The 15,324-nt window shown below is 35.6% G+C and carries 16 protein-coding genes and 1 pseudogene; 14 read left to right on the top strand and 3 right to left on the bottom strand.

What is annotated here, in order from left to right; translation table 11 throughout:
• The first annotated feature begins 1 nt into the window (after nt 1).
• From ACR42H_RS03745 to ACR42H_RS03780, 8 genes and pseudogenes are all read left to right on the top strand, one after another.
• Entirely contained in the window at nt 2-151 is a 150-nt protein-coding gene (locus ACR42H_RS03745; RefSeq protein ID WP_436374757.1) for a hypothetical protein, read from the top strand.
• A gap of 306 nt (nt 152-457) precedes the next feature.
• Nucleotides 458-1,174, top strand: a complete 717-nt coding sequence (locus tag ACR42H_RS03750; protein WP_436374758.1) for an MOSC domain-containing protein — start codon at nt 458-460, stop codon at nt 1,172-1,174.
• Between the two features lie 223 nt (nt 1,175-1,397).
• Nucleotides 1,398-2,671: pseudogene (locus ACR42H_RS03755) on the top strand (IS110 family transposase).
• Between the two features lie 648 nt (nt 2,672-3,319).
• Complete coding sequence (locus ACR42H_RS03760) at nt 3,320-3,490, top strand: hypothetical protein (RefSeq protein ID WP_197028398.1); 171 nt, start codon at nt 3,320-3,322, stop codon at nt 3,488-3,490.
• Between the two features lie 314 nt (nt 3,491-3,804).
• Nucleotides 3,805-4,071, top strand: a complete 267-nt coding sequence (locus ACR42H_RS03765) for a hypothetical protein (RefSeq protein ID WP_436374759.1) — start codon at nt 3,805-3,807, stop codon at nt 4,069-4,071.
• Between the two features lie 193 nt (nt 4,072-4,264).
• Nucleotides 4,265-5,230 (top strand): helix-turn-helix transcriptional regulator, encoded by a 966-nt coding sequence (locus ACR42H_RS03770; protein ID WP_436374760.1) that lies wholly within the window; start codon nt 4,265-4,267, stop codon nt 5,228-5,230.
• Between the two features lie 72 nt (nt 5,231-5,302).
• The gene (locus ACR42H_RS03775; protein WP_436374761.1) at nt 5,303-5,935 is read left to right on the top strand and encodes a type 1 glutamine amidotransferase family protein; all 633 of its coding nucleotides are present in this window, start codon (nt 5,303-5,305) and stop codon (nt 5,933-5,935) included.
• An 891-nt stretch (nt 5,936-6,826) separates the two neighbouring features.
• Nucleotides 6,827-7,264, top strand: a complete 438-nt coding sequence (locus tag ACR42H_RS03780; protein WP_113884108.1) for a VOC family protein — start codon at nt 6,827-6,829, stop codon at nt 7,262-7,264.
• Nucleotides 7,265-7,400: 136 nt separating this feature from the next.
• On the opposite strand, the gene ACR42H_RS03785 is transcribed toward ACR42H_RS03780, so the two are convergent.
• On the bottom strand, nt 7,401-7,805 hold the full coding sequence (locus ACR42H_RS03785; protein ID WP_436374762.1) for a hypothetical protein: 405 nt from the start codon (nt 7,803-7,805) through the stop codon (nt 7,401-7,403).
• Between the two features lie 159 nt (nt 7,806-7,964).
• On the opposite strand from ACR42H_RS03785, the gene ACR42H_RS03790 reads away from it, so the two are divergent.
• The 6 genes from ACR42H_RS03790 (at nt 7,965) to ACR42H_RS03815 (ending at nt 13,299) form a co-directional block, all read left to right on the top strand.
• Nucleotides 7,965-8,714 carry a phosphotransferase family protein gene (locus ACR42H_RS03790; protein ID WP_436374763.1) on the top strand — a complete coding sequence of 250 codons (750 nt, stop codon included), beginning with the start codon at nt 7,965-7,967 and terminating at the stop codon, nt 8,712-8,714.
• Nucleotides 8,715-9,023: 309 nt separating this feature from the next.
• A complete protein-coding gene (locus ACR42H_RS03795) occupies nt 9,024-9,638 on the top strand; it encodes a hypothetical protein (protein WP_436374764.1) in 615 nt (204 codons plus the stop codon).
• A gap of 173 nt (nt 9,639-9,811) precedes the next feature.
• Nucleotides 9,812-10,207 (top strand): VOC family protein, encoded by a 396-nt coding sequence (locus ACR42H_RS03800; protein WP_436374765.1) that lies wholly within the window; start codon nt 9,812-9,814, stop codon nt 10,205-10,207.
• 346 nt (nt 10,208-10,553) lie between these two features.
• On the top strand, nt 10,554-11,351 hold the full coding sequence (locus ACR42H_RS03805; RefSeq protein WP_436374766.1) for a phosphotransferase: 798 nt from the start codon (nt 10,554-10,556) through the stop codon (nt 11,349-11,351).
• Nucleotides 11,352-11,790: 439 nt separating this feature from the next.
• On the top strand, nt 11,791-12,636 hold the full coding sequence (locus tag ACR42H_RS03810; RefSeq protein ID WP_436374767.1) for an NmrA family NAD(P)-binding protein: 846 nt from the start codon (nt 11,791-11,793) through the stop codon (nt 12,634-12,636).
• Between the two features lie 159 nt (nt 12,637-12,795).
• Nucleotides 12,796-13,299, top strand: a complete 504-nt coding sequence (locus tag ACR42H_RS03815; protein WP_436374768.1) for a CBO0543 family protein — start codon at nt 12,796-12,798, stop codon at nt 13,297-13,299.
• Nucleotides 13,300-13,559: 260 nt separating this feature from the next.
• On the opposite strand, the gene ACR42H_RS03820 is transcribed toward ACR42H_RS03815, so the two are convergent.
• Both ACR42H_RS03820 and ACR42H_RS03825 read right to left on the bottom strand, forming a co-directional pair.
• Entirely contained in the window at nt 13,560-14,810 is a 1,251-nt protein-coding gene (locus ACR42H_RS03820; protein ID WP_436374769.1) for an FtsW/RodA/SpoVE family cell cycle protein, read from the bottom strand.
• 9 nt (nt 14,811-14,819) lie between these two features.
• Nucleotides 14,820-15,164 (bottom strand): PadR family transcriptional regulator, encoded by a 345-nt coding sequence (locus tag ACR42H_RS03825; protein WP_436374770.1) that lies wholly within the window; start codon nt 15,162-15,164, stop codon nt 14,820-14,822.
• Between the last annotated feature and the right edge of the window lie 160 nt (nt 15,165-15,324).

The following is a 15,324-nucleotide window of genomic DNA, read 5'->3' on the forward strand; positions in this document are numbered from 1 at the left end:
AATGAAAAACAATGAGCAGGAAACTAGCGAAGGGCTGAATCAGATATTTGAAATAATAAATGCCAAAGGCGATGCTGGCGAAATCAATGAAATTCTGAAAAGTGGAAGTTCAGATTCTTTAGCGGCGGAAAACTCCTCTCCTAATTCCTAAGACAAAGGAAACCCATTAAGAAAGAACGGCCACGGCAGCAATGTTTTTTGAGAATATAGATAGAAAAATGTAATGCTGCGAAGCTACCATTTTTTATCTTTTTAACGACTTTGTGAATACTTGTACTTAAGCAAAAAAGTGCTTATGCTCAAAATCAGCTGCCAAACAAGGCGGCTTTTTCTTTTTGCGCTAAAGGGGCAGGTTAGTTGGTGAAGGACAAGGAATAGTTTAAAGAGATATAAAATAAAAAGCAGGAGAGTAAATCGTACTAACTTGCAGTTTGGGACAAATACGGGGGGATAAACTTTGAATCAAAAGAAGGATCGTATAGGAAGAGTCAAAGAAATCAATAGGTTTCCTGTGAAATCAATTTTGGGGGAGTCTTTATCCTCTGCCCTAGTTGATAGCCGTGGCATACTTGGAGACCGTTTGTGGGCAATAAAAAATGAGAATGGAAAATTTGGCAGTGGTAAAACTACACGACGCTTTCAACAGATGGAAAGTTTATTTAACTATAAAGCAAGATATGAGAGGAACACCCCTCTATTAACTATGCCCGATGGAACAGAATATAGAGGTGATCAGGAAGGGGTAAACAAAGCATTAAGTGAGTTGTTAGGGTTTCCAGTAACATTGGCAAAGGAAGAGTCAATATCACATTTCGATGAAGGGCCAATAAGTATCATCACAACCTCAGCGTTAAAAATGTTAAGTAAGGATTTAGGAGAAATAGTAGACCCTCGCCGATTCCGAGCAAACATGTTAATCGAAACAGAAGCAACAGGTTATCTTGAGGATGAATGGGTGGATCGACTAATTCAAGTAGGAAAAAGTGTAACCCTGAAAATTGTTGCCCCACTTCAAAGGTGCATTATGGTCAACAATCCTCAGGAGGAACTACAGAAGGATGCTCGAATATTGAAAACCTTGGTAACTAATCATGATGCGATGTTTGGTGTTTGGGCAAAAGTTGAACAATGTGGTGAGGTAAGTGTTGGGGATGAGGCAATATTACTTGAATAAAATGTGCTGAGTGTTTGTTCTGCATGAACAATAAATTTCTTCATGTAGTATTTGCAAGAGTATAGAATAAAGGCAGCATTGAGGCATCTATTTTTTTATTGAAGTAACGGGGCAGGTTAGCATTCCTGTAGATCGTTATTTTTGAGCTTTGAAAAAAATAGGGCTCCTCAGTAAGATATGAGTAAGACACGACTCTAACTCAAACTTAGGAGGAACCCTTATTATGAAGTTTAAAATGTGGACAAACAAAATCAACTAATAGAAAGAATTACTGATAAACATCTTGTGGTTGGTGTGGATATTGCACAACAATTTCACGTAGCCAGAGCAGTGAATTTCCGTGGGATTGTAGTAGGAGATCCAATCACTTTTCCAAACAACGAAGAGGGATTTTCGTCCCTGTTAATCTGGATTAATAGCATTAAAAGATTACATAAACTTGAGGCTGCCATAGTTGGTATGGAACCTACCGGTCATTATTGGATTAACCTTTCTAAATGGCTGATGAAACAAGATATTGAGGTAGTGACAGTTAACCCTCATTTGGTGAAAAGAAATAAAGAAAACCGTGATAATACCCAATCAAAGAGTGATAAAAAAGACGCTCTTGTAATAGCCGATATGGTGAAGAACGGTTACTATGCCTTTGTAAGGGATACTTCTGAGTCGTTTGAAAAGCTCAGGGTACTCATGTCGAATCGGGATGTCATTGTTAAGAGGCTTGTAAGCTCGATTAATCAATTGAATCGCTGGGTGGATATTGTCTTCCCCGAGCTTAGACAAGTATTTAAAGACATCACTGCTAAAGGGGCCATCGCAACACTTCGGCTTTTCCCATCTCCGATGGAACTGGGTTCCATGAAGCCTGAAGAGATCGTGGCCGGGTGGAAGTTACTGATGAAGCGACAGCCTGGATTAAAGAAAGCCTATTTACTCCTCAATGTAGCCAGGAAATCAGTTGGTACAAGGCAAGCATTAGAAGCTTATAAATTTCATCTTGAACAATTACTCGAAGAGTATGACCTTGCGATTCAACAACTTGAAAGAGTTGAGCTGGCAATCAAGGATGAACTACCTAAAATTCCTTTCGCGAATAAGTTACTTATGATTAAGGGAATTAGTGAAATTTCGTTAGCTGGTATTTTAGGGGAAGCAGGAGATTTAAGTGGTTTTTCACACGGCAACTCTTTACTTCGCCATGCAGGACTCCATCTAGCCGAAGCCAGTTCAGGGAAGTGGAAAGGGCAAATAATCATTTCAAAGCGTGGAAGATCAAGGTTAAGACGTTTCCTCTATTTAGCTACTATGAGCCTGGTAATGAACAACCCAGAATTTAAAGCCCTCCACTCGAATAATGTTAAGGTCAAGAAAATGAAAAAAATGAAATCTATAATGAAGCTGATCGGGAAGTTAGCTAGGATCTTTGTAGGGATAGCGCGAAAAAACGAAGCTTATTGTGCCAAGAAGGTCCAGCCGTTAACTGAGTTGGCAGCGTAGTTCAATTCACTTTTTCTCGAAGTGAATCATTTACCCCTTATATTTTTAAAGATCGAGTGTTGGCTTATTCGCAGGATTTCAAATATGTACGGAGTACCAGGTTTGTTCAACAAAAGGGCACTGACCCATCAGGTTAGCATAACTGGCCTCCACCCCTTGGATAGGCATGACGAAGGAATGAGAGGGCAATTGACCCGTTGAGACATGGGAGGGAAAGCCTCCAAGGGCTGGCGTGGAGAAGTACATCATATGGTAGAATTTGGAGTATAATCCTACTCCTCTATTTAACTATGTCTTCACGTAGCCATTTGTCCAGAATCTACTCTTTTCAATTTAGAAATATATATCCATGGAGGATGAAATCCTGCGAATAAGCGAGCATTCGTGAGTAAATCGTATTAAACTGAGGGAGTTTAAGAAGGATTAAATGGGAATTGGATAATTATGTTATTATAAAAAGAGATATTGGGGGATAAAATGAAGTTTTTCATAAATATGTTGCCTTTGATTTTGGTATTTTAGGGGTTCTAAATTATGTGTATTTTGCTAAAGACATTGTTTCAACAGTTGTACTTTTATCTATTAGTGTTAAAGTTTCGAATTCTTAAAGAAAGACTATTAAAGTAAAAAAATAGGAGGATGAATGAAATGGCTAGAGAATGTTATGAGTGCGGGAACACAAACGAGGAAGAGATTGAGTATAAGACGGTAACTACTGACGAAGGTGACGGAAACGAAAAAAAGATAAAACTTTGGTTATGCATAGATAACGATGATTGTGAGATGAGAGTGTATAACAAGTACTACGCTAATAAGTAAAGAAGGAACAATTCGAGCAAGGACACAGTGGGAGAAGTGTAATTTTTTGTGAGTCGTTCTCTTGCAGAAACCTGACGGCAGATGGCCGGATCATTTTACGCATCTGGTCAATTGAGAGATATAAAATAATTTACCTTCTTATAAGTAACGAGGTGCTTTACTTCACTTTGGAGTGAAGCCTTTTTCTTTTTCAAGTAACGATGCAGGATAGTTTAATAAGAAAATAGACTTCTGTAAGAATTTTATTCTCATATTCTTCCATTGCGTTATAATTAGTGTAAATTTACACTAATAAAGTTAAGGTGGAGTGAATAATGAAGATATATAGATATTTTAGTTTTTGGCTTTTGATATTGTCTATTTCTATTTGTCTTTTTAACCTATTGGGCTTTGATGATAAAAACTTGCTTATGTTCTTAACAAGCCCACCGTTTTGGTTAATTGAAACACATTGGTTTGTAGTAAACTTTACTCATCCTTCTGATATTCCAATGAGTGTAATTAATGTTTTGACTGTATTATTTTGGTTTCTATTAGGTCTAATACTGGATAAAGCTCTTAGAAAACTAAAAAACAAATGAATACACATGAAGCAAAGGTTCGTTGACCCAGGAAGAGGAAACGATCTTTTTGTAGAAAATCCTTATTAAACATAAGATGCAGGATAGTTAAAGAAGTTTTTCGTTTCTGGATAGGTGCAAACTGTGTAGAAGGACCTTATGAAGGAATTGTATAAGTTGTTAGAAAATAAATTACATATAGAGGTGGAATTATATGCCTAAAATTGACAATATGTTAGCAATTCTATGGATGCTTCGTTCAGGTGAAAAAATTACTGCAAAACAAATTTCAGAAAAGTTAGAGATGAATATAAGGACTGTGTATCGTTATATTGATACAATTTCAACAAGTGGCGTACCTATAATTTCAGAACCAGGACATAACGGTGGATACACTTTATTGAACAACTTTATTGAGGCTCCTCTTTTTTTTGATTTTGAGGAGCAAACTTCACTATTTCACGCTGCTGTTTTTGCAGAAGAAGCCGGATACTATGGAGGTGAAGCACTAAATAGGGCCATTTCAAAACTAAGTAAATACTCAAATCAAGAGCAGGAAACAAAGATAAATCAACATTTAACTAGTCTTGAAGTAATAAGTCGATTAAGTTCACTCTCTATGGAACCTTTTTTGAAGGAGTTGGAGCAGGCCGTTGCTGACGGGTACTCAGTAAAAATTCTTTACCATAAAAGTGGCGAAAAGCAATTGAATTATAGATTGGTCGATCCGTACAGAATTATCTATTGGAATAATAAGTGGTATGTGATTGGATTTTGTCATCTTAGGAATGATATCCGTAGTTTTAGAGTAGATCGAATTGAAAGTCTAATGCTAACCGAAAATAAGTTTAACCGGCCAGAAAATTTTTCAGCACGTGACTTTTTTATGAAAAACCTCCTTCCAACTATAGAGGATAAGGAAGGGATTACTTCTTTAGTTATTAATGGAAATGAAAGTACGCTGAATGATGTTTGCCAACATTGGTTTTTAGGACATTATTTACATGAACGAAATTCAAATCAAGCAGTTTTCCTTCTTGAAAAAGATATAGTACATACATATATACCTTATTTACTTTTACCGTACGGTAAATCTATTCAAATTATCGAGCCAATAAGTCTAAAGAAAAGACTTATTGAAGTTCTGTCGGAATTAATAAAATTTCATCAAGTAAGATAACTTCCCTGACGTTAGCTGTCAGGGAAGTTATCTTATAATTGCTATATAAATTGTGATTGGGAGTGTTATTGGATGCAAACAAAAAAAGTTTATCTATATGTATTTAACACAATGTCAGACTGGGAATATGGATATTTAATTGCCGAACTAAATACAGGAAGATATTTCAAAAAAGATATAGTACCTTTAAAAGTAGTTACAGTAGGAGCTAATAAAGAAATGATTACTACGATGGGGGGACTGAGCATAAAACCAGATATTTCCCTTGATGAGTGTACTCTTGAGAGTGAAGATCTTTTAGTTTTGCCTGGAGGAACTACTTGGCGAGAAGTTATTCATCAACCAATCATGAAGAAAATTGGCGAAGCCTTAAAGCTCGGCACTATTGTTGCTGCAATTTGTGGTGCAACTGAGGCCCTTGCGAATGTGGGATACTTAGATTCTAGAAAACACACAAGCAATGACTTAGAGTATATTAAAATGGTCTGTCCTAATTATAAAGGAGAAAAATTTTATGAGATGAGACCGGCGGTATCTGGTGAGAATTTGATTACAGCATCAGGAGTAGCACCTCTAGAATTTACGATGGAAGTACTGAAAAAATTAGATGTATTTGCACCCGACACATTACATTCATGGTATAACCTAAATAAGACTCATAAACCTGAATACTTCTTCCAGTTAATGAATTCAATAAATAGCTGAGCTAAAAAATCAACTTAGCAGTTTTATATTAGTTCAAATAAAAATAATGAAGTAACTGAAAAGCTCACTTTCTCTATTTTGTTTTGCAGAGAAGTTGGGCTTTTAATTTGGAATTTCCTTATCGTTGTAAATCCGCATTTTCCTGATGCTACCCCTATAAGAAAATGCAACAAGAGAATTAAATAAAACTTCTTCTTCAACTAAGGGGTGCGTTACTTTTAGATCCAGCTGCCATCCAGGTGGCTTTCTTTATTGAACTATAGGGCAGTTTAGTTGAACAATCGTCAGTAGCTTTTTTCAACAATTGGGCCAGATTGTGGAATATCTCATTTCTTCAAATGATTAGATTTGAAATAATTGGGCTTTTAAATTTTGGTATTTCCTTTTTCCTGATACTGCCACTTAAAGTAACTGGAATTTAGTAAAAAAAAGGAATTAGAAATAATTTGAAGAATATTAAAAAGGGTTAGGTCCATGGAAGAAAGAAGGCAGTTTATTTTTGCATTATTATTAGGAGGAAATAGTATGAAAACAAGGAACCTTTTTTTTATAAACCTTTTTTTTATTCTCGGAATGGTATTTCTAACGATAATGGATAAAATCTTTCCAGAGTCCACAATAACCAAAAACGTAGTTCTTATTATTGGTGGTTGCTTCATAGTATATGCTTATGTGATTTCAATGAAATCCAAAATATTGGACTCAGCCATCAGCATTTGTTTGGGTGGCTTCCGTAGCAGTGATCTTATTGAGTAATGTGATTATATTATATCTGACACATGCTTTAAATTAAAAGCTTGAAGGGTTTCTGTTTTAAGCGAATTAGAATTTGAAACAAACCTTACACGAATATAGGTATTGAAAATAACAGGAATATAGGAGGTATGAGATATGAAGATCAATAGAATAGATCATGTGAGTATAAACGTAAATGATCTTTCAGAGGCTAAAGCGTTTTTTCTTGATTTAGGACTTGAAGTGCAAGCGGAATGGGAATTGGATGGAAAACAGTTGGATAGAATAGTTGGGCTTAATGATGTTAAAACAGCCTGTGTAGGATTGGGGATGCCAGGTGGCCAGGCATGGATAGAGCTAGTCAAATTTTATACGCCGTCAGATGAAAAAGGTATTCAGCGGCCATTTGCAAATACGCTGGGCATCCGACATATTTGCTTTGCTGTTGAAGATATTGAAGCTATTGTTGCAAAATTGAAAACGAAGGGCACGGAAATCTTTAGTGAGATACAGCAATATGAAGAAAGTTATAAGCTATGCTACGTTCGTGGTCCAGAGGGAATTATTTTAGAGTTGGCCGAGAAAATCAGATAAATATTGAATGGGACTTTAAATGATTTAGACCTCCAACTTAAAGATTGCATCTTAAACTATCGGGTGCTAATATTCAAGATCAGCTGCTAAATTAGTAGCTTTTCTTTAAGGTTATTTTATCAAATATAAAAAAAGCTCAGTGAATATAATCAACTAGCTTTTCGTCTGTCATAATTTTATATAAAGTTTTTGAGTCTTTTTCAGATAGAAAAGTGTTTTTATCTAAACTTTCAATTCTCATTTTAATTCGATTATCAGGTAAAAGTATCCAAATTGCATAATTATCGTTAATCCTAAAGTCAGGATATGTGCTCTTGTCACTAGCACCTTCCCATCTTGCATTCTTGAAAATCTTATAAACAATATCAACTGTTTCTCTTTCTGTTATCTCCTTGATTTGTACATATTGACACTCTGTTCCAGTATGTTTTTCGACAATTAGTTTATTTTCAAACTCAATATTAACTTGTTCCCCTTCCTGATTACTACATCCAACGATTGAAACTAATAAAAGAATTATAATATATAAAGTCTTTACCATAAAACACCTTTCTCTTTATAGCCTTTTATAATAAGGGTAATTCTCTATTTATCACAAAAATCCCTTGTGTATAACTCCAAGCTTACAAGGATTCTAAAGATAGGGGAGGGAATGTAATATTCCAGTTGTTGTAATTTAGGGATTTAAGGAGAGATACAAATGAATTTAGGTACTCCAATAGCAAAAGGAAATACAGCAAAAATCTATCTCTATAAAAACAGGATTTATAAAGTACTTAATGACTACTTGTCCGAAACGGAATCTCATATTGAATGCGAAAAGCAAAAATATGCTTATTCGTGTGGACTTTCCGTACCCAAAATAATAGATCTTACGAAAATAGATGGAAAACAAGCTATAATAATGGAATATATCAAGGGTAGATCAATAGGTGATATTCTTTCCGAAAACATGGAGCAAGCAGAATATTACATGAATATTTCTGTTGACATTCAACAAAAAATTCATAAGGTTGAGGCTCACTCGATTGAAAACATGACTGAAAAATTAAGCCGTCAGATTGTATCAGCTAATATTTTGGATAATAAGCAAAAGTCAACTTTAATACAAAGGTTAGATAGGATGACATTTAAGAGTAGGCTCTGTCATGGAGACTATCATTTGTTTAATTTAATTATGTCGGATAACAACGTGGCTATAATTGATTGGGTGGATTCCAGTGCAGGGGATATTTGTGCTGACGTTTACCGTACCTATCTTTTATATTCTCAATTTTCACATGAATTTGCTGAGATGTATTTGCAGCTTTACTGTGAGAAAAGTGGTTTGGTAAAAGATGAAGTGTTACAATGGGCACCAATTGTTGCGGCGGCAAGGTTGTCGGAGATTGTACCGTCTGAGAACTCAGAGCGTCTTTTAAAAATAGTAAATCAATATTGTCCTTTATAGATGAAATCCATAACTGGGCGTACAGGTTCCTTAGTTACTGCCTAACATGGCGGCTTTTTCTTCTTTTATAGAGGGAGGTTAGTGAAAGGGTACGTCTCGAAAAAAAGGAATTCTTTTAGTGGAACAGAAAATTTCTTATGAGTAAACTGTGAGTTTGAAGGTAGTGTATGGTTATTTAAAGTGGGTGGGCGGGAGAAATCCTGTCTTTTTTAGTTAAAGGAATATCTATCTTATGTTTCCAAAATTTTTATTTTAATTTAACTTTTCTTTGGGTATAATTATTTAAATTACTTATAAAGGATGGACACCATGTTCAAAAAATTCTTTGGAAAAAACTATACAGTTGCTGACTTCTGGATTTGGTTTGAAAAGAATTCACAAGACTATTATCGGTTAAGAGAAGAAAATTTAAATTCATTGTTCAACAAACTAAGCAAACAGTTATCTAAGATAAATGAAGATTTAGCATTTGAATTTAGTGCAGATTTTATTGAAGGAAAGAGAGAGTTTATAATAAGTGCTGATGGCATCTTGTCTGCCTTTCCAGACGTCATTGACCTTGTTGAAAATGCACCCCGAATTGAAGGATTTAAAATAATTGCCTTTCGCCAAAAAAGTGCTGTTGATGATATATCCACTATAGAATATGAGGATATAAGTTTAGGGCCTGATGATGTTTATTTCACTTACAGAAAAAATGGTGATACTTTAGACATTGTTCTATTTCTCAGAGGCTATGACTCTGATTTTGAAGAATGGGAAAATGCTGCCTTTATATTATTAGACACTGTTATTGGAGAGTATGATGTTGCTACTAAAATAGGAAGCATTGATATGCTACCTTATAAAGAAAGTCCTAATTTAAAATCCATCTTAGAATTACCTTCATTAATAGATAAGGAAGTAACAGGGATAAGCTTATAAGGCTTATCCTTTATTATGCAGCTCTTATTGTATTTAAGGGGCTTGTTGAACAAGGATATTTGAAAAAGAAGTTGAAATATAAGTTAAGTATCTTAATTTAAATTTTTTGATTAGCTGCCAACACGGTAGCTTATTTTTGTGAGATTTTTTTGATTGATATTGGAGGGATTAATTTGTCAAAAGGATTGCTTCACCATATCGAGTTGTACGTATCAAATTTGGAAAAATCGGTAGAATTTTGGGGATGGTTTCTTCAGGAATTAGGGTATAGTTCTTTTCAAAAATGGGATAGAGGGCAAAGCTGGAGACTAGGTGAAACCTATATTGTGTTTGTGCAGGCAGAGGAACGTTTCCTTGATATTCAATATCATAGATGCCGAGTAGGTATGAATCATTTAGCATTTTATGCTGAATCACGCGTTCACGTTAATAAAATTACGAAAATTTTGGAATCAAAAGGGATAAATATCCTTTATAAAAACAAACATCCATTTGCTGGAGGATATAATCATTACGCAGTATATTTTGAAGACCCTGATAGGATTAAAGTTGAATTGGTAGCTCCTTAATGCAACAGGGTGCCTTTCTTTTGAACAAACGGGGCAGATCACATTACCTTTATTGAATTACTAATATTTGGTATTGTATAGTTTAAAGAGATGTAAAAGAAAGGGGAATCTAGATTACACATGTGGAATACCTTGAAATGATTATTTAATTGGATAGAGACAGGGTGCGGTCCTTGATCGTTAAGGATGCGTTTATTTGTCTATCTGAAATCATTCAAGGGATACATGGTGTGGACAATTAAATTCCCATTGCCAAGCAGATATCCTTATATATCTGTTTTTATTTATGGGTAAAAATACATCTCAATTGACACAGTCATAACGTCCCTAAATAGGGGGAATTCTAATGAAAAGTCAGTACGAAAACGAAAAAATGCTAACAGGAGGAAATGTCTCAAAAGTATATCGTTCGGGAGATACTGTTCGACGAGAATTAAAACCTAATAGTGTAAAAATCCATAAGTTATATCAGCATTTAGAAAGTGAAGGATTCGACTATGCACCGAAGTTTTTAGGTATTGATGAAAAAGATAGAGAGATATTAACATTTATTGAAGGAGAAGCTGGTAATTATCCTTTAAAGAAATATATGTGGTCTAATGATGCTTTAATAGAGATAGCGAAAATGCTTCGTCTCTATCATGATGCAGTGAGTAATTTTCCAATCGACGAGAATTGGCAGCCAATAGATAACACGCCTCAGCCAATAGAGGTGCTATGTCACAATGATTTTGCCATCTATAACATTATTTTTAATCATGAAAAGCCAGTAGGGATTATTGATTTTGATCTTGCTGCTCCTGGTCCAAGACTTTGGGATATAGCCTATACTCTATACACTTGCGTTCCTTTAAGTAGACTTTATCATACTGAAACAGGTGAGGCAGTTTATTATGATCCATTAAAGGATGCCGACAGTATAAAACAAAGGATTAAATTATTTTTCGAATCCTATGGTATAAAGGGGATAGGAAATGGTTTTTTAGAGATGGTGTTGCTCCGAGTAGAAGGTTTATGTAAAACCATGCAAAGGAAAGCAGTAGATGGCGATATGGCGTTTCAAAAAATGATCGATGAAGGACATTTTGAACATTATCAAAAGGAACTTCAATTCATTCGTGAATATGGGAAAGAATGGGTTTAATAAAAATTTTGAACTAAATGTATAGTAATAGCGTTAATCCAAGCGGGTTTAACGCTTTTTTATTGTAAATATTCCTGGATAAATATAGTTGAAAAAAGCAAGTTTGTAAAGAAATGCACTTAAACTATAGGATGCATTACTTTAACATCCAGCTGCTTAATGGCGGCTTTTTTTCTTACTTATCTAACGGGGCAGGTTTATTTAATAAGGAAGTTAGGCTCCTTATAATTCTACATCTATAGTTGTAGGGGATTTCAAACTATACCTGGAGGTAATAATTTCGTATTAATGTAAAAATAAATAAAGAAGGTTATATAAATGTTTAAAGGGATTTATTCTCGAAAATATTTGAGAAGAAAATAAATAAGGCCAAACCAACAAAAATAGCTGCTTTAACAAGGTCAAATTTGGCTGAGAAAATTAATGGGATGAAACAAGAATGGGAGGATGGAAAGGAATGACCATATTAGTGGCAGGAGCGACGGGAACCGTAGGGCGGCATGTCGTAGATCAACTTATTCGAAAGGGAGAAAAAGTGAGGGCATTGACACGTAATCCGCTAAAGGCCAATCTGCCTGCAGGTGTGGAGGTTGTTTCGGGGGACTTAAGTGAACCAGGTACGCTCGGTTCTGCTCTGGTTGACGTAAGCGGTATGCATTTGATTACTACTGGCGCCGAATATACTCCGTTACAAACGGGACCAGAAATCATTAAGCTTGCTGAGAAAACTGGAGTACGCAGGGTTACTGTTTTATGGAACGGCGAAAAGGGCCCATTTGAAAGTGCAGTTGAGGCAAGTTCCCTGGAGTGGACTCAACTTCAAGCCTTTGAATTTATGGCAAATGCACGAAAATGGGCAAACTCCATACGCTCAGAGGGGCTGGTTCGAGATCTGTTTGGGGGATCACCAATTGCTCCTGTTCATGAAGCTGATATTGGAAGGGTCGCAGCAGCCGCACTGACTGAGGACAGTCATGCAGGGAAAATATATACCTTAACAGGGCCTGAGAGTTTGTCAGTTAAAGATAAAGTTGGGATTATTAGCAAGGTTATCGGACGGGAAATCCGATTTGTTGAAAGTTCCGAAGAAGAAGAACGTGAGCAAATGAGGAAGATGGGTGTTGAGGAGGATGCCATTGACTATGTGATTAACTGGCACCTTAACCCGCCTCCATCCGCTCATAAGGTATTGTCGACCGTTGAGGAAGTTACAGGACATAAGCCGTCTACTTTCGAAGAGTGGGTTAAGGCGAATACAGGATATTTTATAAATTCAAACAGCTAATCATTCCGGAACTTTTTGAGGAATTGAAACTAACATCAGCGGGAGAGTATATATAACAATAGGTACTATTATTAAAAACCAGCTGCCAAACCAGGCAGCTTTTTCTTATTTAACAAAAGCGGCAGGTTAGTTTAAGAAGAATAATTCATCGAATAATAAATGATAATAGTTGATATTGTTGTTTTTTTAAAAAACGAGGTGTTCCCCTTGGTGAAGCTATTTATAGTGACAGTTATATTAGTTCTTTTAATTGCCCTAAAAATGCCCAGAAAAAGAACAAGGCACGAGTTACTAGCTACAATCCAGTTTGCATTGTTAATGAATTTTATAACTGATTTGTATCTTGATTTAAAGTACAAACTTTACTGGTATTTTGATAAAGAACAAATAGAGGGGTTGTACCTAGTTGTAGCCCTTGGTGAGATTGCTGTACTGGTTATTATATTTAATTATTTTCCCTTGAAATCTAATGCGATTATGAAATTTATATATATCTTGGGATGGACATGCATTCTTTTATTACTTGAGTTGTATGCAGTTTATATTAGAGTTTTACATTATGGTGAATGGAATATAATCTATTCCGCGGTGGTTTACTTTATTTCAATGTACATCCTTTATTTCGTATTAGTCTACACGGCGGATAGAAGAGAAACTCAGTAATAAAGTAGCAATTTCTTCTTGAACTAACGGTTGCGTTAATTCAAGAAGGATAAACGCATTTTTTAATGAATTTATTAAAAAATGTAGTAGTTCGTGGAAGAGGTAATTAAAGACCGCATCGGTAAGAACAGTTTGAGTATAAAGGATCTGGCACTTTTTTATCACTAATAAAGTAATCCATTAAAAAATCTCAGACTGGCAAATAGTCTGAGATTTTTAGTAATGGCTTCTTGCAGCATTGAATCCATTATGGGTTGCTTTTAATTACTTTGCGGACCGTGAGTCAAGGAAACTGTCTCCTTGGTTTTTCGTCTTCTATATACGCTTAGAATCAGTCCTGCGGATATCATCTCCAGCAATAAATGTGAACCTCCATAACTCATGAATGGTACGGGTACACCACTCAGTGGAGATAAACCGAGATTCATCAGTAGGCTTAGTATAAACTGAGCTGAAAAGACTGCTGCCAATCCTGTAATTAGCAATTTTCCATAAGGGGGATTCACACTTTTGGCGGTAATCGATATTCTACAAATAAAAAATATAACCAGAGCTAAAGCCGTGATTGCGGCTAGCCACCCAAACGAATAGATGATGTACGCCAAGATAAAATCTGTATGGACCTCAGAAATGAAACTTGGGGTCACCTGAAGGGCACTTCCTATAAAATAAGCCTCACCTATTTTAAGATCTGTATAGGAGTTTACCATGGAGTATCTTTGAGAAAGAGACAGCAGATTCCAGATGGGCCATATAGAAGCAACAACTGCGAATGTTATAGTTTGCTTAAGGCTGGACCTTGACGTATGCATGATTACAGCGCATACAATGATGCTAATAATAGTAGCTGCGAAGGCTCCTGTCGTCGCCATTAGTAAAATTGGTATTGACATAATACCTAATCCAAACCAAGACTTTCGATTATCATCCCAATCCCAGGAATGAAACATTCCAGCAAGGGCAATGACCAAAAGGAATGGAGTGATTTCGGTGAAATTAATAGTGGCAAAGCCTACATTTAAAAATGGCACATCATCGACTCTAACACCAATGAGAACTGTCAATAAAAGTATGAGGATTGTTGCCGCATAGAAGTGCTTGGAGTATTTCATCAATCTTCTGTAATCAAACATAAATAGGCTTAGCATGAGCACGACACCCAACGAGTAGAAGCTAAGACTATTATTGAAAACTTTCAGTTCTTGAAGCTCTGTAAAAGCCGAATGGAATTGCAAATAATACATAACCAGTAGCCCAAATAGAGAAGCTGTCAGCACTGGCAACAAGGTTTTCACATCCATAGGGGCTTTGTGTGTTTTGTTAAGCTGCTTTCCCAAAACTACTGCATCTCCCATACGTGCCAATGCTTGATCTATAGCCTCTTTTTCTGAAAGTCCTGTACTCATGGCCTCCTCTTTGAGCGTATGAAGGTGATCGTTAATTTCCAGTTTTATATGGGCATGTACATCCTTATTTTTTATCCGTTTACAAATCTCTAATATACATTTCAAACTTATTATCTAATCCCATACGATTTTCTCCCCACTTAAAACTTCGTCAACAGCATTCTTGAAAACGGACCATTCTTCTTTTTTTTCTACAATAGATTCTTTGCCCTGGTTATTAATCTTGTAATATTTCCTTTTTCTCTTTCCGGTCCCTTCGCCCCAGTAAGATACAATTAATTCTTTTTCCTCAAGGCTGTGAAGGATGGGATAGATCGTGCCTTCCTTAAAACTAAAAATTCCATTAGACTTCGATTCTAGTTCTTTGATAATTTCATAGCCGTACATTGGTTTAGAATTTAGCAAACTCAAAATAAGAGTAGTGGTACTACCCTTTAGCAATTCTTTGCTAATCTTCATAAACAGTCCACCTTCCGAATGCATAGTAAATCTATGCATAGTTTTTATATGTATAATTTATGATATAAATTAATTCCTGTCAATATGTCTATAAAGAAAAACGGCATGTTTTATAACAAAGATTCTTAAAGTTATTGTTGGAGCACATTCTTGGCATATT

This window comes from Cytobacillus sp. BC1816 (assembly GCF_051353635.1).
In the GTDB taxonomy this organism is placed as follows: Bacteria; Bacillota; Bacilli; order Bacillales; family Cytobacillaceae; genus Cytobacillus; species Cytobacillus oceanisediminis_C.